Here is a 21,604-nt window from a genome sequence, read left to right on the forward strand (position 1 = left end):
ATCCGGCCGGAGGAGATCATGATGCGCGCTGTTGCTCGGCTGTCCGCCGGTCTGCTGGCCGCCGTCGCACTCACCCTGGGTTTCGCGCCCGCCGCCTCCGCGGCCGGGCCCGGCCGCACCGCCCCCACCGAGCCGCAGCCATGGGAGGCATCCCGTCTCCCGGCCGGTGCGGGGGAGTTCACCGCCCAGTGCGCCGGCGGCTGCCCCCAATAGCGCCGCCCCAAGCTGCTGCACGGCTCCATGAGTGCAGGTCGGCACGTGGGCCGGGGCGCCTGTGGCATCCCGGCCCACTGGGGACTACGGCTCCGACCGCCCCCGGGTCAGGTGGCCGGCAGTTCGTCCCGGAGCGTGCGCGCGGCGGTGACCAGGTTCTCCAGGGAGGCGCGGGTCTCGGGCCAGTCGCGGGTCTTGAGGCCGCAGTCGGGGTTGACCCACAGACGTTCGGCGGGGATGGCCTTCAGCCCGGTGCGCAGCAGGTCGGCGGCCTCCTCGGCGCTCGGGACGCGCGGGGAGTGGATGTCGTACACACCGGGTCCGGCCTCCCGGGGATAGCCGTGGGCGGCGAGTTCACGGGCGACCTGCATGTGCGAGCGGGCGGCCTCCAGACTGATGACGTCGGCGTCGAGGTCGTCGATGGCCTGGACGATGTCGCCGAACTCGGCGTAGCACATGTGCGTGTGGATCTGGGTGTCAGGCCGCACTCCTGCGGTGGTGAGCCGGAACGCCTCCGTGGCCCACGCGAGATAGGCCGGGCGGTCGGCGGCGCGCAGCGGGAGCGTCTCCCGCAGCGCGGGCTCGTCGACCTGGATCACCGAACTCCCGGCCGCCTCAAGGTCGTTCACCTCGTCGCGCAGGGCGAGAGCGACCTGGCGGGCGGTGTCGCCGAGGGGCTGGTCGTCGCGGACGAAGGACCAGGCGAGCATGGTGACCGGCCCGGTGAGCATGCCCTTGACCGGGCGTGCGGTGAGGGACTGGGCGTAGGTCGTCCAGCGGACCGTCATCGGTTCGGGGCGGGAGATGTCGCCGGCCAGGATCGGCGGGCGGACGTAGCGGGTGCCGTAGGACTGGACCCAGCCGTGCCGCGTGGCCAGGTACCCCGTCAACCGCTCGGCGAAGTACTGGACCATGTCGTTGCGTTCGGCCTCGCCGTGCACCAGGACGTCCAGCCCGGCCTTCTCCTGGAAGGAGATCACCTCCTGGATCTCCGCCCTTACACGCTCCTCGTATCCGGCGGTGTCGATCCGTCCGGCGCGCAGATCCGCCCGCGCGACCCGCAGTTCGCCGGTCTGCGGGAACGATCCGATGGTCGTGGTCGGCAGCAACGGCAGCCCGAGATGGGCGCGCTGTGCGACGGCGCGTTCGGCGTACGGCTGGGAGCGGCGGATGTCCGCGCCGGTGACCGCCCGGGCACGGTCGCGTACGGCCGGGTCGCGGGTGATCGGTGACCTCGCGCGGGAGGCCAGGTCGGCGCGGTTGGCGGCGAGTTCGGCGGCGATGGAGTCGGTGCCCCGGCCGAGGCCCTGGGCGAGGGTGACGATCTCCGCTGTCTTCTGCCGGGCGAAGGCCAGCCAGCGCAGCACCTGCGGCTCGATGTCCCGCTCCACCGCCGCGTCGAGCGGCACATGGAGCAGGGAGCAGGAGGCGGAGACATCGACCCGGTCGGCCAGGCCCAGCAGGGTGCCGAGGGTGGACAGCGACTTCGACAGGTCGTTGATCCAGATGTTGCGGCCGTCGACGACACCGGCCACCAGCCGCTTGCCCGGCAGTCCGCCGACGGCGGCCAGGGCGTCGAGGTGGGCGGCGGCACCGTCGGTGAAGTCCAGGGCGAGCCCCTCGACAGGAGCCTTGGCCAGGACCGGAAGGGCGTCGCCGAGCCGGTCGAAGTAGGAGGCGATCAGCAGCTTCGGCCGGTCGGTGAGCGCGCCGAGCTCGCGGTAGGCGCGGGCGGCGGCGTTCAGTTCGGCCGGGGTGCGGTCCTGCACGAGGGCGGGCTCGTCCAGCTGTACCCACTCGGCGCCGGCCGCGCGCAGATCGGAGAGGATCTCGGCGTACACCGGCAGCAGCCGGTCCAGAAGGGTGAGCGGCTCGAAGTCGGCGGCCACCCCGGGCGCGGGCTTGGCGAGGAGCAGATAGGTGACGGGGCCGACCAGGACCGGCCGCGCGGTCAGGCCGAGAGCGAGGGCCTCCTTCAGTTCCGCGACCGGCTTGCCGGAGTTCGCGGTGAAGACGGTGCCGGGACCCAGCTCGGGCACCAGATAGTGGTAGTTGGTGTCGAACCACTTCGTCATCTCCAGCGGCGCCACGTCCCGGGTGCCGCGGGCCATCGCGAAGTAGCCGGCCAGTGCGTCCGCCTCGACGGCGGAGCGGTGCCGCTCGGGGATCGCGCCCACCATGACGGTGGTGTCGAGCACATGGTCGTAGTACGAGAAGTCGCCGGTGGGCACCTCGTGGATGCCGGCGTCGGCGAGCTGCCGCCAGGCGGCGGCACGGAGACCGGTGGCGGTGGAGCGGAGGGCGTCGGCGGTGACGCGGCCCTTCCAGTAGCCCTCGATCGCCTTCTTCAGTTCCCGGTCCGGGCCCTGGCGGGGGTAGCCGTACACGGTGGCCCGTGCTGCCGCGGCTGCGGTCCTGCTGGTCACGGAGATCTCCTTCGCGAGACGATTCCCTGAGATCCCGGAGACGGGACGAGAGCGCGAAGGGATGACGAACCGGACGGCGACGCCCCCGCGCGACAACGGCACGGTCGTTCCGTCTGGTATGTACGCCGACCCGCCCACGAGGTCACCGGGGTATCCGCGCACGGAGTGGTCCGCGCACGGGCAGTTGGCAGGTCTTCGGACTCGCGGGCACGCCCTCCGGTCTCCCGGTGGACACCTACTGGCCGTCGCTTCCCAGGTCCGGTACGTCGGACCCAGTGCGTATGACGGCGGTCGCTCCCACTCACCGCTGCGGGGCAGTCCCGGATTCCCACCGGGTTCCCTCTTGCGACACCCCGCCTGGCGGACGGGGCGAACCAGCTGCTGCGGCCACCATACGGGGTGTCGGCACCGAAATGCCCGACGGTCAGCTCCATTTGCGGACCCTCCGCGCGGTCCGCCGGCACCGGGACGGCCGGGGCGAGCCGGGCAGGGCCCCGGTGCGTACGGCGATATTGATAGCCTCATCGGGCCAGCCGAGCCACATCCGAGGCCAGGGAATCCGGTGCGAATCCGGAACTGACGCGCAGCGGTGAGGGGGACGGGCGGGGCACGCACGCCACTGGGAGACCGGGAAGGCGCCCCGACCGGACGAACCCGAGTCCGAAGACCTGCTGGCACCTCCGTGCCCCCGCGCGGAGGGACGTCCGCAGGCCAGGCTCCGCGAACGAGCCCCGACCCCCGAGGCACGCCCGTGTTCCGTACCTTCGCCCCCTCTCCGCCGCCGGTCACCCGGCCACCCTCGGCCACCCCGGTGACAAGACCACGATCAGGTCCGGTCCTGATCCTGCCTCACCCGGTCCGCGAGGGAATTCCCGCGAGAGGAGCCTGACGAGCGATGCCGCCACGCCCACCTCGACCTGAGGAACGACGTACCGAGCACGCCCCCGCCGCACCGGCGCCCAGCCGCGTCGTCGTCTGCCGGGACTGCTGCTGCGGAACCCCGAAGGTGCCCGGAGTCGATCACGACCAGCAGGTCGCGCACCTGACCGAGAACATCCCCGTGCGCGTCTCGGACTGCCTCGACGTCTGCGAACACGCCAACGTGGTCGTCGTCCAGCCCTCCGCCACCGCACGGGCGGCCGGTGCCCGCCCGGTCTGGCTGGGCCTCGTCAACGACACCGACGCCACCGAGGACATCGTCGCCTGGGTACGGGCCGGCGGCCCCGGTGTCGCCCCCTGCCCCGACATCCTCGACCTCTATGTGTTCACCCCGCCCAGAGCGGCAGGCGGTCGGCCTTCGCGGGAGTCGTAGGCCCGGTGGCCGCACCCGACCTCGGGTGCGGCCCATCGGGGTGAGTTCGTGCCGGAGCCATGAGCGACTCGCGTCCATGACGGGGCGGGTCGACGCCCTCCCGACGCCGGTTCGCTGAACCGCGCCCTCCGCGCCGACCCCGGCGCCACCTCCGGTCCCTGTGGGCAACTCCGACTCCGCCACGCCCGCTTCCCGGATCTCGTTGACAACCGTCCGCGCATCCCTCCATCATCATTCCACTAATCAAGTAGTGGAATGATGAAGGGGGTGGTCGTGGAGTACCGCATCGACAGGCGGAGCGGCGTCCCCGCCTTCCAGCAGATCGTGCAGCAGACCAAACAGGCGCTGCGGCTGGGCGTGTTGGTGCCGGGCGACCGGCTGCCGACCGCCAAGGACGTCGCCGAGACCAGCGCGGTCAACCCGAACACCGTCCTCAAGGCGTACCGCGAGCTGGAGCGTGAGGACCTGGTCGAACCCCGGCCGGGGCTGGGCACGTTCGTACGCCGCACGCTGGCCCGCCCGCAGACCGGCACCGACTCGCCGCTCTACGGGGACCTGCTGACGTGGATGTCGAAGGCGGCCGAGGCGGGGCTGGAGCAGGAGGACGTGGCCGCGCTGGTCGCGTCGGCGATGGAGAAGCAGTACGGCGCCGCGAACGCGCCGACCACGGGGACCAAGACAACGAGGAGCACAGGTGAGTGACGGTATGTACGCGGGGGAGCCGGCGCTTGAGGCGTACGGCCTGGGGATGCGCTACCGGCGGGGCTGGGCGCTGCGGGACTGTTCCTTCCGGCTTCCGGCCGGCCGGATCTGCGGGCTGATCGGACCCAACGGGGCGGGCAAGACCACCCTGTTGAGCATCGCGGCCCATGTCCTGCAGCCCACGCACGGTTCGATCAGCCTGTTCGGGGAGGCGCCCGGCTCCGCGGAGTCCGGCCGGCGTACGGCGTTCCTCGCCCAGGAGAAGCCGCTGTTCCGCCGGTTCACCGTGGCGGAGACCCTGCGGATCGGGCGGGAGCTGAACCCGGGCTGGGACCAGCGCGCCGCCGAGGACATCGTCCGCGCGGGCGATGTGCCCTTCGACGCGAAGATCCACACCCTCTCCGGCGGCCAGCGCACCCGCGTCGCCATCGCCCTCGCCTTCGGCAAGCGGCCCGACCTGCTGCTCCTCGACGAGCCGATGTCGGACCTCGACCCGGTCGTGCGCCATGAACTCATGGGCACCCTCCTCGCCGAGGCAGCCGGGCGCGGCACCACCGTCCTGATGTCCACCCACGTCCTCGCCGAACTGGAGAACGTGTGCGACTACCTCGTCGTGGTCTCCGGCGGCGGAGTGCGCCTCGCCGGTGACGTGGACGAGCTGCTGGCCGTGCACACCCTGGTCACGGGGGTGAAGGAGGGCGACGGCATGCCCGCCGCCCTCGACCACCACACCCTCGTCGAGTCGCGGACCAGCGGACGCCAGTTCACCGCGCTGATCCGCCCCGAGGGCCCGGTCGCCGGCCCCTGGGACACGGACACCCCGAGCATGGAGGAACTGCTGCTCGCCTATCTCCGCTCACCCGGGGCGGTGCCCCTGATCACCCCCACCGCCCAGGTCCAGGGTCAGGCGCACGGCATCGGGACGGTGGCGGCATGAGCACCTTCACCAGCGCCTCGGCCACGAACGGCAGCACCGGCGGCGGTACCGAAGGCCCCAGGAACGGCAGCACCGGCGACGGCGAGAACGGGACCATGAACGCGACCCTTGACGCCACGACCGTGAAGGCCGGCCCGCGGCCCCGCCTCAGCGGAATGACCTGGCTGGTCTGGCGCCAGCACCGCGCCGCCTTCTGGACCGTCCTGGCCGCCGCGGTGCTCTCCGTGGCCTGGATCGTCTACCAGCGCGGTCGGATGGTCGACTTCCTCGACGGCTACGGCTACCCCGCCACCAGCCTCGACGAGCTGAGCAACGAGTTCACGGAGTACGCCAACGCCTTCACGTCCGTCTCGATGGGCCTCCAGGTGATACCGATGCTGCTCGGTGTCTTCCTCGGCGCCCCGCTTCTCGCGGGCGACCTGGAGAACGGCACGGCCAAGCTGGTCGCCGCCCAGTCCGCGAGCCGCACCCGCTGGCTGGCCACGAAACTGGGGATGACCGGGCTGGTGGTCCTGGTGACCACGGTCGCGCTGTCGGCCGCGTTCGGCTGGTGGTGGAACCCCGTCAAGTCCGAGGTCACGGTCATGGACTGGACGGCCGGCTCCGCGTTCAACACCACGGGTCCGGTGCCCGTCGCCCTCACCCTCCTCTCCGTCTTCGGCGGGGTGGCGATCGGTGCGGTGCTGCGCCGCACGCTGATGGCCATGGTCGTCACCTTCGGTTTCACCGTCGCCGTCCAGCTCGTCTGGTCCCACTTCCTGCTCTCGCTCGGCAACCCCGTCACCGCCACCACGGACAAGGGCGTGCTGGCCGAGAACTCGTTTCCGACGGTGCCCAAGGGGGCGTACGAGCTCGACCAGTCCTACCTCACCAACAGCGGTGACCTCCTCGGCTGGAGCACGTGCTCGGGCGCGTCGGAGCAGGGACAGCAGGCACAGCAGGCCTGCCTGGACAAGGCGCAGGTCGTGGGCTGGCACGTGGAGTACCTGCCCATGTCGCAGATGAACGGGATGCAGTGGTTCGGCGCGTCGGTGCTGTTCGTTCTCACGGCCGCCGTGACGGTGTTCCTCTTCACCTGGGGCCGTAAGCGGCTCGTCTGAGGCCCGCCGCCCTCACCACGACCCTGCTGGGCGCCCCCGGCACCCAGGCCGCACCGGGCAGCGGTACGGCGGGAACGCAGCGGACGACGGGGGCGCAGGATACGGCGGGTACCGTCGGCGCCGGCCGGACCGTCACCCTCGTCACCGGCGACAGGGTCACCCTGGACGCCTCCGGGAAGGTCACCGGAGTGCGGGCCGCCGAGGGACGGGAAGGCACCACCTTCCGTATATCCACTGCGCGTCACCTTCACGGACCAGCACGGCAACACCCTGAAGCAGACGATCCACCGGGCCTACCGGACCACCAAGTAGGCCTCCGGAGCCGGACGCTGATCGTGCGTCCTCTCGTTCTCGGGGGCGTCGTGCAGGGCGGGTTCCACCGGACCCGGCGCGGGCCGTTCACCAGCCCGTCAGCAGGAGATGGTTGAGGAGCAGGGCCAGGGTCGCCTGGGCCGTCAGCCAGGCGCGGGGGCGGTCGACGAAGGCACCCGCCGCGAGCAGCCACGTCGTGAACGGCAGCCAGATCCGTTCCGTCTCCGCCTTGCTCATCCCGGACAGGTCGGCGGCGAGCAGCATGAGCAGCGCCGCGCACAGCAGCAGCCCGAGGCGGCGCTCGGCGACGGGGGAGGCGTGCCACCGGGTCAGGCGGGCGCCCGTGCGGCGCAGTCCCGCCACCGTGGCGGGGCCCACGACCAGGACGGCGCAGGCGAGGTTGGCCCACACCCAGTAGCCGTACGGGCGAAACCCGCCGGCGCCCTGGTGGTAGCGCTCGACCAGCAGGCGGTACGCCTCCCACCAGTCGAAGCCCGCCAGGGTGAACGCCGCCGGGACGACGACGAGCCCGGCGCACACATAGGGCAGGACCCGCAGCCGCCGGGAGCCGAGCAGCAGGACGGCGGCGGCCATCACGGCGAGGAGAGTGAGGCCGTACGACAGATAGACGGTGAGGCCGAGGAGGAGCCCGGAGGCGAGGGCGGTCGTGCGCGGCCGGTGTCCCGTCACCGCGAGGGCGAGGAACGCCACCGCCCAGGCGGCGACCGCCGCGAAGTACCCGTCGGCGGAGGTGCCGGCCCACACCGCCGCCGGGGCCAGGACGAGGAAGGGCGCGGCACGGCGCGCGAGGCTCTCGTCGGCGAGCGCGCGCACGGTGACCAGGACCGCGGCCGCCGCGGTCGCCCCGACGGCGATGACGAGGACGCCTGCCCACGCCCCGCCGCCCAGACCGGCCCGGTCGAGGAGGACGAAGGTGAGGGTGGCCCCCGGCGGATGGCCCGCGACATGCGGGGGCCAGTGGTCGGGGGAGCCCAGCAGGATGTGGCCGGTGAAGTCCCGCAGGGCGCGCGGGATGTCGTCGAAGCGGTCGATGACCTGGAGGTACTCGTACCTGGTCGTCAGCCGCCGGGCGACACCCCGGTGCCAGCCGTCCACGAGGGCGAGGGAGAACGTCCAGGCCATGGCGGTGGCCCAGCAGCTCCACGGCAGGGCGCGCCAGGGCAGCCGGGTGGCGAGCGCGGGGCCGTACGCCACGACCGCGACGGCGACGATGATCGCCGCGGGGGTGCCCGGGCCGGTGTGGGGCAGCCAGTTGGCGTACAGGGGTGGCCAGCCGACGTGCAGGACGTCCTTGTCGCGTTTGATGGCGATGCCGGCCACCGCGGCTGCCGTGACGAGCAGGGCGGCGACGGCGACGGCGTACAGGTCCCGGCGGAGATCGCGGTTCACGCTCGGAGACGTTAGGCCGAGCGGCGGCCGGTGGACTCCCGACAGGCGCGGACGTCAGGGTTTCGTCATGAGTCGCACGGCCCTCCAGCAGGTGTCGGGGGCCTAGCGTCGGGGCATGGAACGGTCTCCTTCCTCGCCCGCCTTCTGGCGCAGCCCGCTGCGCGGCGCCTGGTTCACCTCTGTCCTCGGCGTGGTCCTGCTCGCCGGGATCACGGTGCTGTTCGTGACGGGGCTGCTGTCGTACGCCGCCTACAACCCGGATCTGTCGCCGGTGAACGACAAGACCCCGGACAAGGGGATCCTCGGTTTCTATCTGTTCCCCTGGCCGACGGACCCGCACTGGCTGTACCGGCTCACCCAGGGCGTGCACGTCACCCTGGGGATCGTGCTGGTCCCCGTCCTGCTGGCCAAGCTGTGGTCCGTCGTGCCCAGGCTGTTCCAGCTGCCTCCGGCACGGTCCGTGGCCCACGCTCTGGAGCGGATCTCGCTGCTCCTGCTGGTCGGCGGCGTGCTGTTCGAGTTCGTGACCGGTCTGCTCAACATCCAGCTCGACTATGTCTTTCCCGGCTCTTTCTATCCGCTGCACTTCTACGGCGCGTGGGTGTTCTTCGCGGCGTTCGCCGTCCATGTGGCGCTGAGGGCGCCGACGGCCGTACGCAATCTGCGCCGGCTCCGGGAGAGCGGAGCGGACGGGACGCCTCCTCCGGTGCCTGCGGAGGAACCCTCGCTGGTGTCCCCGGACCCGGCTGAGCCGACCGTGTCCCGGCGCGGTGCCCTCTGGCTGGTCGGGGGCGGGTCCCTGCTGCTGTTCGCGACCACGGTGGGGCAGAGCTTCGACGGTCCGCTGCGGCGGACGGCCCTCCTCGCCCCGCACGGCGGCGCCGAACCCGGCAGCGGACCCGGCGGTTTCCAGATCAACAAGACCGCCGCGTCCCGGGGCATCCGCGCGAGCGAGACGAGCGAGGAGGCATGGCGGCTGGTCGTCACCGGCCGCACCGGCACCGTCCGGCTCAGCCGGGCCGAACTGCTCGAACTCCCCCTGCACAGCGCGGCCCTGCCCATCGCCTGCGTGGAGGGCTGGTCCACCTCCGACCAGTGGTGGCGGGGCGTACGGCTACGGGACCTCGCCGCGCTGGTCGGGCACGACACCGGGACCGCACCGGACGCCCTGGTGGAGTCGCTGCAGCGGCGCGGCGCCTTCCGCCGGGCCGCCCTGCGCGCCAACCAGGTCCGCGACCCGCGCTCCCTGCTCGCCCTGGACGTCAACGGCGAGCCGCTGTCCCCCGACCACGGCTACCCGGCGCGGATCATCGTGCCCGCCGCGCCCGGTGCGCTCAACACCAAGTGGGTGGCCCGGATCACGTTCGGAGACCTGTGATGGACAAGTTCCGCCTGCCGCTCGGCAGCCCGGTCCAACTCCTGCTCCTGGTGTGCTCGTTCACGCTCGCCGGGTACGCGGGGGTGCGGTTGCTCGCGGACGACTGGGCAGGCGTCGCGCTGTGGTTCGTGGGCGTCGCGGTGGTGCACGATCTGGTCCTGCTGCCGCTGTACGCGGCGGCGGACCGGGTGCTCGTCCGGGCGGCAGGCGCGGACGGCCACCGGGCGGGAGCCCCGCCCACCTCGGTGGCGCGGCGGGCGCGGGCCGCGTATGTGCGCGTGCCCGCCGCCCTGTCCGGGCTGCTCCTGCTGGTGTGGTTCCCGTTGATCAGCGGGCGGGTGGCAGACCGCTACGAGTCCGCCACCGGGCTGCCGGCTGACGGGTTCCTCGGCCGCTGGCTCCTGATCACGGCCCTGCTGTTCGGCGGTTCGGCGCTGCTGCTGGTGCTCCGGCTGCGCAGGGAGACGAAGGAGCGCCCGCCCGCCGTCCACTGATCGGCGGCCCGCCAGCCGAGAGGGCGGGCGTGCCGCATCAGCGCCGGGGTGCCGAGCCGCGCCCAGGGGAACGCGGTCCCGGCCGCACCCTCGGTCCCGGCACCGCCCACGAGCCGTACCTCGGCACGCTCGTCCACATCCATCGGTACCGTCTCGGCGATCAACAGCCCACCGGGGCACAGCAGTTCCGCCAGACGGCGCAGGAGGGCGGACGGGGCGCCGCCGATGCCGAGGTTGCCGTCGAGGAGCAGGACGGTGCCCCAACGGCCCTCACCGGGCAGCGGCTCGAACACCGAGCGGATGAGGGCCTGGCCGCCGAGCCGCAGGGTGTGGGCGACGGCCGCCCGGCTGACGTCGATACCGAGCGCGGGCCGCCCGCGGGCGGCGAGTTCCGCGACCAGCCGTCCCGGTCCGCACCCCACGTCGAGGACGGACCCCTCGCTCCGCTCCAGGGCCTGGAGGTCCACCACGTCGGCCCGGGCGCACCACCGCTCCACCTCCAGGGGCAGCAGCCAGCCGTCGCCGCGGCGCAGGAAGAGCGGTCCCCGGCCGGTGCGCAGGGCCTCGGAGTAGGGGTCCGCGGACCAGGTCCGCCGCATCGTGTCCTGCCCCGGCGCGGTCATCGGCCGCTGACCGCGCGCAGCCGTGCCAGTTCCGCCGCGAACCGCGTGCGCGGTGCGAGCGCGGCGACGGCTTCGGCGTCGGCGGCCGTGTCGACGTCCCTGAGCACCGGCAGATCGCGGACCCGCAGACCGGCGGCGACCAGCCGGCGGCGCTGGACGGCGCCGGTGACGGGCGTCGACATGGGCACCCCGCGCAGCAGCGCGGGATCCGGTTCGGCGAGCCCGAGCGCCCAGAAGCCACCGTCCGCGGCCGGACCGAAGCACGCCTCGCCGCCGGCGAGGTCCACGGTCAGCAGCTCCGGCGTGACCTGCGGGGTGTCCATACCGATCAGCAGGGCGGGCCCGTCGCAGCCGGCGAAGGCGGCGGCGAGCCGCTCGTCCAGCCCGCCCCCCTGCTGCGCCACCACGTCGAAGCCGGGCGGCAGCCAGGGGCCCGGTGCGCCGGCCAGCACCAGGACACGGCGGCGGGCGGGGGTCGCGGCCACCGCGCGCAGCGTGTCCACCAGGGCGGCCTCGGCGAGCCCCGCCGCCTCGGCAGGGGCGAACGGAGGACACAGCCGGGTCTTCACCCGGCCCGGCCTCGGCTCCTTGGCGATGACGAGGAGCGTGGTCATCGGCGGACTCCTCCCGCCTCGGCGGGCGCGGGCGTCTCGTTCAGGACGCGGCTCATGTCCCGTACCGCCTGCCAGGTGCCCCGCCAGGTCCCGGTCACCTTCGAGGCCCCGGTGCGCGGCAGATACGGCACGTCGTGCTCCGTGACGCGCCAGCCCGCGTCGGCGGCGCGCACCACCATCTGCAGCGGGTAGCCGCTGCGCCGGTCGGTCAGCCCGAGGCCGAGGAGCCCTTCGCGGCGGGCCGCGCGCAGTGGGCCCAGATCGTGCAGACGCAGCCCCGTGCGGCGGCGCAGCATCCGGGCGAGCGCCAGGTTGCCGGCCCGGGCGTGCGCCGGCCACGCGCCCCGGCCCTGCGGGCGCCGCCTGCCGAGCACCAGGTCGGCCTGTCCGTCCGCCACCTCGCGGACGAAGGGGAGGAGCAGCGACGGGTCGAGGGAGGCGTCGCAGTCGCAGAAGCACACGATGTCGGCCGTGGCGGAGGCCAGCCCGGTGTGGCAGGCCGCGCCGAAGCCACGGCGAGGCTCGTGGACCACGTGCGCGCCCAGGTCGCGGGCGATGTCCGCAGAGCCGTCGGTCGAACCGTTGTCCACGACCAGGGCCCGCCATCCGGTCGGGATCCTGGCGAGCACCCACGGCAGCGCCTCGGCCTCGTCCAGGCAGGGCAGCACGACGTCGACGTCCAAGGGTGGGGGAGAGGTAGTCACGGCTTTCACCCTACGAGGACGAACTTCGTATAACGGTCCTCGCGTCCTTACGAAACGAGGACGTCGAAGGGCCCGCGCGCGCTTCGCACCGTCCGGGCGCGGCACGGGGTGCGAGGCTTGCCCCATGGAACAGCAACCGAGCGCACCGGGGGCCGCGCGCGTCCTGGTGGTGGACGACGACCCCACGGTCGCCGAGGTCGTCACCGGGTATCTCGACCGGGCCGGATACACGGTGGACCGCGCCGGGGACGGCCCGGCCGCGCTGGCGCACGCCGCCGCGCACCGGCCCGATCTGGTCGTCCTGGACCTGATGCTGCCCGGCATGGACGGCCTGGAGGTCTGCCGTCGGCTGCGCACACGCGGCCCGGTGCCCGTCATCATGCTCACCGCGCGCGGCGACGAGGACGACCGCGTCCTGGGGCTGGAGGTCGGCGCCGACGACTATGTGACCAAGCCGTTCAGTCCCCGCGAACTGGTGCTGCGCGTCGAGTCCGTGCTGCGCCGCACCCGGCCCGCCCCGGACACCCGCCCGCTGAGCGCGGCCGGCCTCCTCCTGGACCCGGCCGCCCGCCGCGCCACCCGACACGGCGCCGAACTCGCCCTGACCCTGCGCGAGTTCGACCTCCTCGCCTTCTTCCTCCGCAACCCGGCCCGCGCCCACAGCCGCGAGGACCTGATGCGCGAGGTGTGGGGCTGGGACTTCGGCGACCTGTCCACGGTCACCGTCCATGTCCGGCGGCTGCGCGGCAAGATCGAGGACGATCCCGCGCAGCCACGGCTGATCCGCACGGTGTGGGGCGTCGGCTATCGCTTCGCCCCCGACCACGAGCCGGCCGACGGCGAGGAGCGCTCCGTCCGCTCCGCCCGCTCCGACCGAAGGCCAAGCGGCGAGGAGCGGCCCGCCCTCTCCGACCGCCGGAACGGGGAGGACTGACGATGCGCGACACCCTGCTCATCGCGCTGTACGCGTTCCTCGGCGCCGGTGCCGCCGGACTGCTGGGCGCGCTCGCGCTGTGGCCGCTGCGCCGCCGCTCGCTCACCGCGTCGCTCACCGTCGTCGCGGCCGTCGCGGTGACCGCGATGCTCGCCGGTACCCTGGCCGTCGCCTGGGCGATGTTCCTCTCCCCGCACGACCTGACCGTCGTCACCACGGTCGTCGCGATGGCCGCCGTCGTCTCGCTGGCCACCGCGCTGCTGCTCGGCCGCTGGGTCGTCGCCCGCAGCCGCGCCCTCCAGATCGCCGCCCGCTGCTTCGGCGACGGCGGCGACTTCACGGCCCCGGACGGTCCCGCCACGGCCGAACTCGCCGCGCTCAGCACCGAGTTGGCCACCACCAGCGCGAAACTCGCCGCGTCCAGGGAACGCGAACGCGCTCTGGAGTCCTCCCGCCGTGAACTCGTCGCCTGGATCTCCCACGACCTGCGCACCCCCCTGGCGGGCCTGCGCGCGATGGCCGAGGCGCTGGAGGACGGGGTGGCCACCGACCCCGACCGCTACCTCAGGCAGATCCGCACCGAGGTCGACAGCCTCGACACCATGGTCGGCGACCTCTTCGAACTCTCCCGCATCCACGCCGGCAGCCTGACCCTCTCCTTCTCCCGGATGTCCCTGTACGACCTCGTCGGCGACGCGCTGGCGGGCGCCGACCCCCTCGCCCGCGAACACGGGGTGCGGCTCGTCGGCCACCGCGTCGATCCCGTTCCGGTCGAGGTCGACGGCAAGGAGATGAGCCGTGTCCTCGCCAACCTGCTGGTCAACGCGATCCGCCGCACCCCCGCCGACGGCACGGTCGCGGTGGCGGCCGAGCAGGCCTCGGACGGCGTACTGCTCTCCGTGACGGACGGCTGCGGCGGCATCCCCGAGGAGGACCTGCCGCGCGTCTTCGACACCGGCTGGCGCGGCACCCACGCCCGTACACCACCGGCCGGCGCGGGGCTGGGGCTCGCCATCGTCCGGGGGATCGTGGAGGCCCACCGAGGGCAGGCGTCCGTACGCAACATCCCCGGCGGCTGCCGGTTCGAGGTGGTGCTGCCCGCGGCCGCTTCCTGAACACGGGCAGCACCACCGGTCCGAGGGGCTACGCGCCGTGCATCCCGGCCCGCGCGAACTCCACCATTCCCTTCGCGAATCCGACCTCGGGCTTCCACCCCAGCTCGGCCCGCAGCCGCCGGGAGTCGGCGGTGATGTGCCGGACGTCCCCGAGCCGGTACTCCCCGGTGACGACCGGCTCGGGACCGCCGTACGCGGCGGCCAGCGCCCGCGCCATCTCCCCGACGGTGTGCGGCTCACCGCTCCCGGTGTTGTAGGCGGTCAGCGCGCCCACCGCCGAACCCGCCTCCAGCGCCGCTGCGTTGGCCGCCGCGACATCCCGCACATGGACGAAGTCGCGCCGCTGGCGGCCGTCCTCGAACACCCGGGGTGCCTCTCCCCGCGCGAGCGCCGAACGGAAGAAGGACGCCACCCCGGCGTACGGTGTGTCGCGGGGCATCCGGGGCCCGTACACGTTGTGGTAGCGCAGCGACACGGCCGTCCCGCCCGTCGCCCGGGCCCAGGCCGCCGCCAGATGTTCCTGAGCGAGCTTCGTCGTCGCGTACACATTGCGCGGGTCGGCCGGCGCGTCCTCCTCCACCAGCCCCGGCGCCAACGCGGCTCCGCACCTGGGACACGGCGGCTCGAAGCGCCCCGCGCCGAGGTCGGAGGCGTCGCGCGGCCCGGGCCGCACCACCCCGTGGCGCCCGCACTCGTACCGCCCTTCTCCGTACACCACCATCGATCCCGCCAGCACGAGCCGCCGCACACCCGCGTCCGCCATGGCGGCCAGCAGCACGGCCGTCCCCAGGCCGTTGCGGGAGACGTACTCCGGGGCGTCGGCGAAACCCGTGCCGAGACCGACCATCGCCGCCTGATGACAGACGGCGTCCACACCGTCCAGCGCGCGGGCCACGGCCTCGTGGTCCCGTACGTCCGCGCCCGCGTCCACCGCCACGTCGAACACGACGGGTTCGTGGCCGCGTTCCGCCAACGCCTCGACAACATGGGATCCGATGAATCCGGCACCGCCGGTGACCAGTACTCGCATACGGCCCACGCTAGGACCGGGCACCGGCCGCGGACCGCGACCACGCCCGGCACGTCACGCTTCCGTAAGGGACCGGGACGTAAGGGACCGTGACGTAAGGATTTCGTCATCGGCCGCGACGGGGCGGGTCGACCGCGCGCTGCGTTGAATGAGGTGACGGCATGGACTCGCGGAGCGGGAAGAGGGGTTGGCATGGGGCGCGTGCGCAGGGGGCCGATGATCACCGGGCTGGTGGCGGCGGTGGTCGTGGGCCTGACCGCCGGGCTGTACTGGTTCCAGCCGTGGAAGCTCTGGCAGGACGAGACGGTGACCGAGTCCCTGCCCGGCGCCGTCGTGGAAGCCTCCCGGACCCCTGCGGCGAACCCGGGAGCATCGCCCTCCCCCTCGGCGTCGGCCGGCCCCGTGACACTGGCGAGCGGCGGGCTGATCAGCCACGAGCACACGACGACGGGCACGGTGAGACTCCTGCGGCTCGCCGACGGCACCCATGTGGTCCGGCTGGAGCGGCTCGACACCAGCAACGGCCCCGACCTGCGTGTGTGGCTGACCGACGCCCCCGTGAAGGAGGGACGGGCCGGCTGGCATGTCTTCGACGACGGCGCCCATGTCAGCCTCGGCAGCCTCAAGGGCAACAAGGGAAGCCAGAACTACCCGCTGCCCGCCGACGTCGACCCCTCCCGGTACACCAGCGTCACCATCTGGTGCGACCGCTTCGACGTCTCCTTCGGCGCGGCCGAACTCACCGACGTCCGACCGCAGCACACATGACCGCACCGCCGAGGAGGCGAGAGTGCCCGGTCACGGGCGCGTCAACGGGACAAGTCCGTGTCCCCGCGAGACGCTGCCCCACACCTTCAGCAAGGGAGAACAGCCATGGCAGCGTCGCCTTCCGTCTCCTCCCCGGACGACCCGTACCGCTTCGACGACCTCACCGCCCTCTTCGTCAACTGCACCCTCAAACCGTCCCCGCGGCTCAGCCACACCGAGGGCCTGGTCGACAGGAGCCGGGCCGTCATGGAGGGACGTGGTGTGACCACGGAGGTGATCCGCGCCGTCGACCATGACATCGCCACCGGTGTCTACCCGGACATGACCGAACACGGTTTCGCCACCGATGCCTGGCCGGCGCTGTACGACAAGGTGATGGCCGCCGACATCCTGGTGCTGGCGGGGCCCATCTGGCTGGGTGACAACAGCTCGGTGACGAAGAAGGTGATCGAGCGGCTGTACGGCTGTTCAGGACTGCTCAACCCCCAAGGGCAGTACGCCTATTACGGCCGCGTCGGCGGATGCCTCATCACCGGCAACGAGGACGGGGTGAAGCACTGCGCGATGAACGTCCTCTACAGCCTTCAGCACCTCGGCTACACGATCCCGCCCCAGGCGGACGCGGGCTGGATCGGCCCCGCCGGGCCGGGGCCGTCGTATCTGGACCCCGGTTCGGGCGGCCCGGAGAACGACTTCACCAACCGCAACACGGCCTTCATGACCTGGAATCTGATGCACCTCGCCGCCCTGCTCAAACGGTCCGGCGGTGTCCCCGCCCACGGAAACCAGCGCTCCGAGTGGGACGCCGGCTGCCGACCGGACGCACCCAATCCCGACCACCGCTGACGGCTTGCGGGACCGTCGCCCCGCAGCTGGACGAGGATGAACGCGGCTACCCGTTCGACCTGGCCCGCGCCGCCCGCCCCATCGCCCACAACGCGCTCGGCAGGGCCCTGCACGCGCTGATGTTCGGGAGCGACCGCGCTGAGCGACCTGCTCCTGCCGAGGATTCGCAACACCACGTGCTCGGCCGACGTCATGGCCCTCATCCGACACTTCGAGCGATCAGTCCACTCAGCCGTGACTGGCCCTGTCCCGGTGGTGCGGGCGTCCGCTGAGATGGACCGCCTGACGACCCCTGACGAAAGGTTCGATGACCATGCCGCGTACCCGTCCGTTCGTGCAGGTCGACGTGTTCTGCACAAGCCCCTACTCCGGCAATCCGGTGGCGGTCGTTCTCGACGGGACGGACCTGGGCGACGAGGAGATGCAACGGCTGGCGCGCTGGACCAATCTGTCCGAGACCACGTTCGTGCTGCCCCCCACCACCCCCGAGGCGGACTACCGGCTGCGGATCTTCACCCCGGGCGGCGAACTGCCCTTCGCCGGGCACCCCACCCTGGGCTCCGCGCGCGCCTGGCTGGACGGCGGCGGGCGGCCTCGGCACACCGACCGCATCGTGCAGGAGTGCGCCGCGGGCCTGGTCACCGTACGCCGCGGCGAGGGCACGCTGTCCTTCGCCGCCCCGCCCCGGGTGCGTGAGGGGGCGCTCGACGAGGAGTATCTGGAGCGGATCGTGGCCGCGTTCGGTATCGCACGCGACCGGGTCGTCGCCCATCAGTGGGTCGACAACGGCCCCGGCTGGGCGGTGGTCCAACTGCCCACGGCCGAAGAGGTCCTCGCCCTCGAACCCGATCTGGCCCTCGTCCCGGACGCGATGGTCGGCGCGATCGGCGCCTACCCCGAGGGGTCCGCGTACGCCTTCGAGATGCGTACGTTCGCCCCGGGCGCCGGTGTGCCCGAGGACCCCGCGTGCGGCAGCATGAACGCCGGCGTCGGGCAGTGGCTCACCTCCACCGGCGCCGCCCCCTCCACCTACCGGGTCTCCCAGGGCGCGCGACTGGCACGGGCCGCGAGCATCGGGGTCACCGCCGACGAGGACGGCACCGTCTGGGTCAGCGGCGCCGCCACCGTGTGTGTTCGGGGCGACATCACGGTCTGAACGTCTCACCGCGGCGGTGCCGGGCGGGAAGGCCGTCCCCAGTCAAAGGCTTCCGCCGCCGGAGGTGTCCGCGTCAGCGGCCCGGGTGCAGGCCGAGCCGGCCCGGGGAGGGTGCGCCGCTCACCTCTCCCACGTAGAGGGTGAGTTGCTGCTTGAAGCGCTCGACGAGGCCGCGGTCGGTCATGAAGCGCTCGAAGCCGTCGAGGTGGGCGTTGGGGTAGTCCCAGATGGGCCGGTAGCCCGTGTGCGGGGTCACGTCGGTACGGACGGACCACATGGAGAAGTCGGTCTGGGTCCGCTTCGACAGCCACCAGTTCAGGTACAGCTTGGCGGCGGCCGGGTGGCCGGCGTCCCTGAAGATGGCGGCGCGCTGGGCCCAGGCCATGAACGGGTCGCGCTCGGGCAGGACGAAGCGGGTCTTCATGCCGTCGGCCGGGGTGAGCATGCCGTCCGTGCCGAGCGCGACGGCGGCGGTGCCGGCCTCGACGCGGTCGGCGGGTTCCTGCGTGCCGCGTACCCAGGCCACGTCCTGGGCGACGAACCGGCGCAGCCAGTCCCAGCCGTACTTGTCGATGATGACCTTGTACAGGTAGAGCACCGCGTCGTCGTCGTTCGGGAAGGTGGAGACGATCTTCCCCTTGAGGCGCCGGTCGAGCAGGTCGCGAGCCGTGGCCGGTGCTGGCCCGGCGCCAACCTTCTCGATGTTGTAGATGGTGGAGAAGGCGTCGACGAAGATGCCGGTCCACGCGCCCTCGGGGTCCTTGAAAGCAGGGTGGACGCGGGAGAAGCCGGCCGGTTTGTAGGGGAGCAGGACGCCTTCCTTCTTCCAGCGGGGGAAGTCCTGGAGGGTCTGCAGCTGGACGACGTCGGGGACGAGGGTGCCGGTGGTGAGCTGGTTGTCGATGCGGGCGTCATGGAACTTGCTGTAGTCCACGACGATGTTCATCGTGATGCCGGGGAACGCCTTCTCGAAGGCGGCCTTGTTGCCGTCCTGCTGGGTGGCGGTGTCACCACCGGCGTACACGATGAGCGTGCCGCCCTCCGCCTTCGCCTCGCGGTACAGCCGCTCCAGACTCCTGGTCTCCTCACGGGTGCGGGGGTGTCGGTCCGATGTCCTCGGGGCCGTCGCGAAACCGCTCGCTCCTGCGAGCGCGAGAGCGGCGGAGGCGACCGAGCCGCCCACCAGTACCTGACGTCGTGCCATCGGCATGGCCGATTTCCTTTCTGAGCGGTGACGCGAACGGGGAGCGGGCCGGTCAGTACGCGAGGGTGATGCGGCGGCGGATCGCCGTGCTCTTCTCGGCTTCGTCGACCAGGGCGACGGCGTAGTCCTCGGCGCTGATGAAGCTGGTGCCGTCCTCGGCGGTCAGCAGGTCGTCGCCGCCGAGGCGGAAGGTGCCGGTGCGCTCACCGGGGGCGATCTCGTCGGCCGGGGAGACGTAGGTCCAGTCGAGGTCGGTCACTTCGGCCCGCAGCAGCCGCAGCACCTCGCGCTGGGCGAGTGACTCGGCCTTGTACATCGCGGGGAAGTCCGGGGTGTCGACCCGGTCGCGGCCCGAGGTCGTCCGCAGGCTGCCCGCGCCGCCGACGACCACCAGGCGGCGAACGGCGGCGGTGCGCAGTCCGTCGGTCAGGGACCGGTACGTGGCCAGCAGCGGCGTGGTCGGGTCGGAGCCGTCGCGGGGCGGGGAGACGGCGGATATGACGACATCGTGTCCGGCGGCGGCCCGGGCCACCTCGTCCGTCACGGAGGCGTCGAGGGCCAGGGCCGTCAGCTCGGGGTGCTCGGGCAGCGTGTCCGTGCCGCCCGAGCGCGTGGCGGCGGTGACCTCATGGCCTCGGCCGAGCGCTTCCGCGGTGACGCGGGAGCCGATCATGCCGGTGGCGCCGATCAGGAGGATCTTCACAGGTGACTCCGTAAGTACTCGCGTGTGTCGTACGTGTCGGGTGGTCAGTGGTGGATGGAGAAGGTGACCTTCGCCCGTTCCACGGTCTCCTGCACGACGCGGACCTGGCCGGTGGCGTTCTTGTAGGCGCCGGTGCCTCCGGTGATGGCGAACTTCTCGTCGAAGACGGGACCGGTGGCGGAGAGCCTGGCGGTGCCGGACGTGGTGATCTTTCCGTCGGGCAGCTCATAGACGAAGGTCAGCAGTTCGGCGGTGCGCGGCTTGGCGTCGGTGGAGACGCCGACGAAGCTGCTGGTGCCGAGTTCGCGGCCTGCGGGGGTGGTGAGGTCGCCGGTGCCGATGAGTTGGTCGCCGAGGGCGGAATCGGCGGGGGCGACGTCGACCATGTTGATCGCGGTGCCCTTCTCGACGGCCTTGATGGTGACCGCGCGGTGCGGGTGCGGGTGCGGGCGCGAGGCCGGGGTGGCGTCCGCGGCGGCGGGGGTCAGCGCCAGGCCGAGGGCGAACGCGCCGGTCGCGGCGGCTGTCGCGAAGACGGGGCGGATGGGCTTGCGCATGGTCGGCTCCACATCGGGGGTGAGCGGCACGAGGATTATCTGCCGATGCAGACAATATATCTGCCGAGCAAGATATTGCAACGGCAGCTTCTTCCGTGAGTGGCTTTCTGGCACTCTGGGGTGGTGAACGAAGAGCTGCTGAACGATGACGATGTGACGCTCTACGGGCTGCTCGTAGAGGCGTTCACCCGCCTCAGGCCTCTGGTGCACAGAGACCTCGGCATACCGGAGACCTGGTTCGAGGTGTTGCTGCGCCTGGGACGAACCCCCGAACACCGGCTGCGCATGACGGACCTGGCGGATGCCGTGGCCTTCAGCTCCGGCGGCTTCACCCGGCTCGCCGACCGCATGGTGAAGGAAGGGCTGATCCGCCGCGACCCCGATCCGAGCGACCGGCGGGCCGCACTCGCCGTACTGACCGGGAAGGGCGCAGAGGCATTGGACCGCGCCATGACCGCGCACGTCGCCCATCTGCGCACCCACGTCTCCGGGCCACTCCCGGAGGCGGACCGGCGTCACCTGGAACGCACCCTGCGCACCCTGCGCGACGCACGGGGATGAGAAGCCGATCGCCGATCGAACTGCCGGCCTCGGGACGGTCGGACGCCGGAGGCCCGTCAGCCGCGCCCGACGGGCGACGGAACGCGGTTGGCGTGGAGGCTCGGGTGTGGGCGCCCGGGCCTGCCGGGGCGTCGCGCAGCATGGCGAGTGCGAGTGCGAGTGCGAGTGCGAGTGAGAGTGAGAGTGAGAGTGAGAGTGAGAGGTGAGTGGAGGCCGGAGTCCGGGGCGGGCCGGGCGGGTTCGGGATCCTGGGCCCGCCACCCCTGGGAGAACTCAGGTCTGCGGGGTTCCGGGGGGTGAAGCGGATGAGTTCTCCCTCGAGGGAGAGGGGCCCGGCGCCTTAGGTACCGTGAACCGCTGTGCGGCGCGGTTCGGGGTTCGGCCCGACCGGCTCGACACCCTCCAGGACCGGGCTCCTTGAGGCCGACGGTCGCGACGTCGGCGAAATCAGGGTCCCTGGCCACGGCCTCCCGGTCGGCGAGAGCCTGCAGTTCCGAGGTGTCGG

Annotated in this window: 21 protein-coding genes and 2 riboswitches; of the genes, 12 read left to right on the top strand and 9 right to left on the bottom strand. The window is 72.5% G+C overall.

What is annotated here, in order from left to right; translation table 11 throughout:
• Positions 1–21: 21 nt before the first annotated feature.
• Entirely contained in the window at positions 22–213 is a 192-nt protein-coding gene (locus J8M51_RS31890) for a hypothetical protein (RefSeq protein ID WP_086754063.1), read from the top strand.
• 107 nt (positions 214–320) lie between these two features.
• Here J8M51_RS31890 and metE read toward each other — a convergent pair whose 3' ends face one another.
• Positions 321–2,639 carry a 5-methyltetrahydropteroyltriglutamate--homocysteine S-methyltransferase gene (metE, locus tag J8M51_RS31895; protein ID WP_086754061.1) on the bottom strand — a complete coding sequence of 773 codons (2,319 nt, stop codon included), beginning with the start codon at positions 2,637–2,639 and terminating at the stop codon, positions 321–323.
• Between the two features lie 181 nt (positions 2,640–2,820).
• A riboswitch (cobalamin riboswitch) is annotated at positions 2,821–3,020 on the bottom strand.
• A gap of 132 nt (positions 3,021–3,152) precedes the next feature.
• A riboswitch (cobalamin riboswitch) is annotated at positions 3,153–3,329 on the top strand.
• A 205-nt stretch (positions 3,330–3,534) separates the two neighbouring features.
• Between metE and J8M51_RS31900 the strand changes: the two genes are divergently transcribed.
• From J8M51_RS31900 to J8M51_RS31915, 4 genes are all read left to right on the top strand, one after another.
• Complete coding sequence (locus J8M51_RS31900) at positions 3,535–3,951, top strand: hypothetical protein (protein ID WP_086754059.1); 417 nt, start codon at positions 3,535–3,537, stop codon at positions 3,949–3,951.
• Positions 3,952–4,206: 255 nt separating this feature from the next.
• Positions 4,207–4,653, top strand: coding sequence for a GntR family transcriptional regulator (locus tag J8M51_RS31905; RefSeq protein WP_086754057.1), 447 nt, complete (start codon positions 4,207–4,209; stop codon positions 4,651–4,653).
• Positions 4,654–4,657: 4 nt separating this feature from the next.
• Positions 4,658–5,590, top strand: coding sequence for an ABC transporter ATP-binding protein (locus J8M51_RS31910; RefSeq protein WP_086754055.1), 933 nt, complete (start codon positions 4,658–4,660; stop codon positions 5,588–5,590).
• Positions 5,587–6,690, top strand: coding sequence for an ABC transporter permease (locus J8M51_RS31915; RefSeq protein ID WP_267299638.1), 1,104 nt, complete (start codon positions 5,587–5,589; stop codon positions 6,688–6,690). Before J8M51_RS31910 ends, J8M51_RS31915 begins: the two co-directional genes overlap by 4 nt.
• Before the next feature lie 399 nt (positions 6,691–7,089).
• On the opposite strand, the gene J8M51_RS31920 is transcribed toward J8M51_RS31915, so the two are convergent.
• Entirely contained in the window at positions 7,090–8,412 is a 1,323-nt protein-coding gene (locus J8M51_RS31920; RefSeq protein WP_086755372.1) for a hypothetical protein, read from the bottom strand.
• Positions 8,413–8,527: 115 nt separating this feature from the next.
• On the opposite strand from J8M51_RS31920, the gene J8M51_RS31925 reads away from it, so the two are divergent.
• Complete coding sequence (locus J8M51_RS31925) at positions 8,528–9,790, top strand: molybdopterin-dependent oxidoreductase (RefSeq protein WP_086755373.1); 1,263 nt, start codon at positions 8,528–8,530, stop codon at positions 9,788–9,790.
• A gap of 349 nt (positions 9,791–10,139) precedes the next feature.
• On the opposite strand, the gene J8M51_RS31930 is transcribed toward J8M51_RS31925, so the two are convergent.
• From J8M51_RS31930 to J8M51_RS31940, 3 genes are read right to left on the bottom strand one after another with little or no spacing between them, the layout of a single operon-like run.
• Positions 10,140–10,907: a class I SAM-dependent methyltransferase gene (locus tag J8M51_RS31930; protein WP_086755374.1), complete on the bottom strand. Its 768-nt coding sequence runs from the start codon at positions 10,905–10,907 to the stop codon at positions 10,140–10,142.
• Positions 10,904–11,521 (bottom strand): TIGR04282 family arsenosugar biosynthesis glycosyltransferase, encoded by a 618-nt coding sequence (locus J8M51_RS31935; protein WP_086755375.1) that lies wholly within the window; start codon positions 11,519–11,521, stop codon positions 10,904–10,906. The genes J8M51_RS31930 and J8M51_RS31935 overlap by 4 nt, the downstream gene beginning before the upstream one ends.
• Entirely contained in the window at positions 11,518–12,234 is a 717-nt protein-coding gene (locus J8M51_RS31940; RefSeq protein WP_086755376.1) for a glycosyltransferase family 2 protein, read from the bottom strand. Before J8M51_RS31940 ends, J8M51_RS31935 begins: the two co-directional genes overlap by 4 nt.
• 115 nt (positions 12,235–12,349) lie before the next feature.
• Between J8M51_RS31940 and J8M51_RS31945 the strand changes: the two genes are divergently transcribed.
• Together J8M51_RS31945 and J8M51_RS31950 are read left to right on the top strand one after the other, a co-directional pair.
• Positions 12,350–13,159: a response regulator transcription factor gene (locus J8M51_RS31945; protein WP_086755377.1), complete on the top strand. Its 810-nt coding sequence runs from the start codon at positions 12,350–12,352 to the stop codon at positions 13,157–13,159.
• Positions 13,160–13,161: 2 nt separating this feature from the next.
• Positions 13,162–14,274: a sensor histidine kinase gene (locus tag J8M51_RS31950; RefSeq protein WP_086755378.1), complete on the top strand. Its 1,113-nt coding sequence runs from the start codon at positions 13,162–13,164 to the stop codon at positions 14,272–14,274.
• A gap of 28 nt (positions 14,275–14,302) precedes the next feature.
• Here the strand turns inward: J8M51_RS31950 and J8M51_RS31955 are convergent, their stop codons facing one another.
• Positions 14,303–15,304 (bottom strand): NAD-dependent epimerase/dehydratase family protein, encoded by a 1,002-nt coding sequence (locus J8M51_RS31955; protein ID WP_267299639.1) that lies wholly within the window; start codon positions 15,302–15,304, stop codon positions 14,303–14,305.
• A 192-nt stretch (positions 15,305–15,496) separates the two neighbouring features.
• Here J8M51_RS31955 and J8M51_RS31960 point away from each other — a divergent pair, with 192 nt between their 5' ends.
• The 3 genes from J8M51_RS31960 (at position 15,497) to J8M51_RS31970 (ending at position 18,074) form a co-directional block, all read left to right on the top strand.
• Positions 15,497–16,072, top strand: a complete 576-nt coding sequence (locus tag J8M51_RS31960; RefSeq protein ID WP_086757489.1) for a DM13 domain-containing protein — start codon at positions 15,497–15,499, stop codon at positions 16,070–16,072.
• Between the two features lie 105 nt (positions 16,073–16,177).
• Positions 16,178–16,918, top strand: a complete 741-nt coding sequence (locus tag J8M51_RS31965) for a flavodoxin family protein (protein ID WP_107473751.1) — start codon at positions 16,178–16,180, stop codon at positions 16,916–16,918.
• Between the two features lie 313 nt (positions 16,919–17,231).
• Positions 17,232–18,074, top strand: coding sequence for a PhzF family phenazine biosynthesis protein (locus J8M51_RS31970; protein ID WP_086757492.1), 843 nt, complete (start codon positions 17,232–17,234; stop codon positions 18,072–18,074).
• A 73-nt stretch (positions 18,075–18,147) separates the two neighbouring features.
• Here the strand turns inward: J8M51_RS31970 and J8M51_RS31975 are convergent, their stop codons facing one another.
• The 3 genes from J8M51_RS31975 to J8M51_RS31985 are packed head-to-tail and all read right to left on the bottom strand — an operon-like array spanning position 18,148 to position 20,538.
• A complete protein-coding gene (locus J8M51_RS31975; RefSeq protein WP_086757490.1) occupies positions 18,148–19,284 on the bottom strand; it encodes an ABC transporter substrate-binding protein in 1,137 nt (378 codons plus the stop codon).
• A gap of 46 nt (positions 19,285–19,330) precedes the next feature.
• Complete coding sequence (locus J8M51_RS31980) at positions 19,331–19,981, bottom strand: NAD(P)-dependent oxidoreductase (RefSeq protein ID WP_086757491.1); 651 nt, start codon at positions 19,979–19,981, stop codon at positions 19,331–19,333.
• Between the two features lie 44 nt (positions 19,982–20,025).
• Complete coding sequence (locus J8M51_RS31985; RefSeq protein WP_179203185.1) at positions 20,026–20,538, bottom strand: allene oxide cyclase barrel-like domain-containing protein; 513 nt, start codon at positions 20,536–20,538, stop codon at positions 20,026–20,028.
• A 123-nt stretch (positions 20,539–20,661) separates the two neighbouring features.
• Between J8M51_RS31985 and J8M51_RS31990 the strand changes: the two genes are divergently transcribed.
• Positions 20,662–21,099, top strand: a complete 438-nt coding sequence (locus J8M51_RS31990; protein ID WP_086757495.1) for a MarR family winged helix-turn-helix transcriptional regulator — start codon at positions 20,662–20,664, stop codon at positions 21,097–21,099.
• Positions 21,100–21,604: the final 505 nt, after the last annotated feature.

The sequence above is a fragment of the Streptomyces griseiscabiei genome, assembly GCF_020010925.1.
Taxonomy (GTDB): Bacteria; Actinomycetota; Actinomycetes; order Streptomycetales; family Streptomycetaceae; genus Streptomyces; species Streptomyces griseiscabiei.

Coding starts and splice junctions, on each gene's coding strand:
- J8M51_RS31910 (WP_086754055.1), top strand. CDS start 4,658: ATGTACGCGGGGGAGCCGGCGCTTGAGGCGTACGGCCTGGGGATGCGC.
- J8M51_RS31905 (WP_086754057.1), top strand. CDS start 4,207: ATGATGAAGGGGGTGGTCGTGGAGTACCGCATCGACAGGCGGAGCGGC.
- J8M51_RS31900 (WP_086754059.1), top strand. CDS start 3,535: ATGCCGCCACGCCCACCTCGACCTGAGGAACGACGTACCGAGCACGCC.
- J8M51_RS31960 (WP_086757489.1), top strand. CDS start 15,497: ATGGGGCGCGTGCGCAGGGGGCCGATGATCACCGGGCTGGTGGCGGCG.
- J8M51_RS31945 (WP_086755377.1), top strand. CDS start 12,350: ATGGAACAGCAACCGAGCGCACCGGGGGCCGCGCGCGTCCTGGTGGTG.
- J8M51_RS31950 (WP_086755378.1), top strand. CDS start 13,162: ATGCGCGACACCCTGCTCATCGCGCTGTACGCGTTCCTCGGCGCCGGT.
- J8M51_RS31915 (WP_267299638.1), top strand. CDS start 5,587: ATGAGCACCTTCACCAGCGCCTCGGCCACGAACGGCAGCACCGGCGGC.
- J8M51_RS31965 (WP_107473751.1), top strand. CDS start 16,178: ATGGCAGCGTCGCCTTCCGTCTCCTCCCCGGACGACCCGTACCGCTTC.
- J8M51_RS31925 (WP_086755373.1), top strand. CDS start 8,528: ATGGAACGGTCTCCTTCCTCGCCCGCCTTCTGGCGCAGCCCGCTGCGC.
- J8M51_RS31975 (WP_086757490.1), bottom strand. CDS start 19,284: ATGCCGATGGCACGACGTCAGGTACTGGTGGGCGGCTCGGTCGCCTCC.
- J8M51_RS31935 (WP_086755375.1), bottom strand. CDS start 11,521: ATGACCACGCTCCTCGTCATCGCCAAGGAGCCGAGGCCGGGCCGGGTG.
- J8M51_RS31930 (WP_086755374.1), bottom strand. CDS start 10,907: ATGACCGCGCCGGGGCAGGACACGATGCGGCGGACCTGGTCCGCGGAC.
- J8M51_RS31985 (WP_179203185.1), bottom strand. CDS start 20,538: ATGCGCAAGCCCATCCGCCCCGTCTTCGCGACAGCCGCCGCGACCGGC.
- J8M51_RS31955 (WP_267299639.1), bottom strand. CDS start 15,304: ATGCGAGTACTGGTCACCGGCGGTGCCGGATTCATCGGATCCCATGTT.
- J8M51_RS31890 (WP_086754063.1), top strand. CDS start 22: ATGCGCGCTGTTGCTCGGCTGTCCGCCGGTCTGCTGGCCGCCGTCGCA.
- J8M51_RS31970 (WP_086757492.1), top strand. CDS start 17,232: ATGCCGCGTACCCGTCCGTTCGTGCAGGTCGACGTGTTCTGCACAAGC.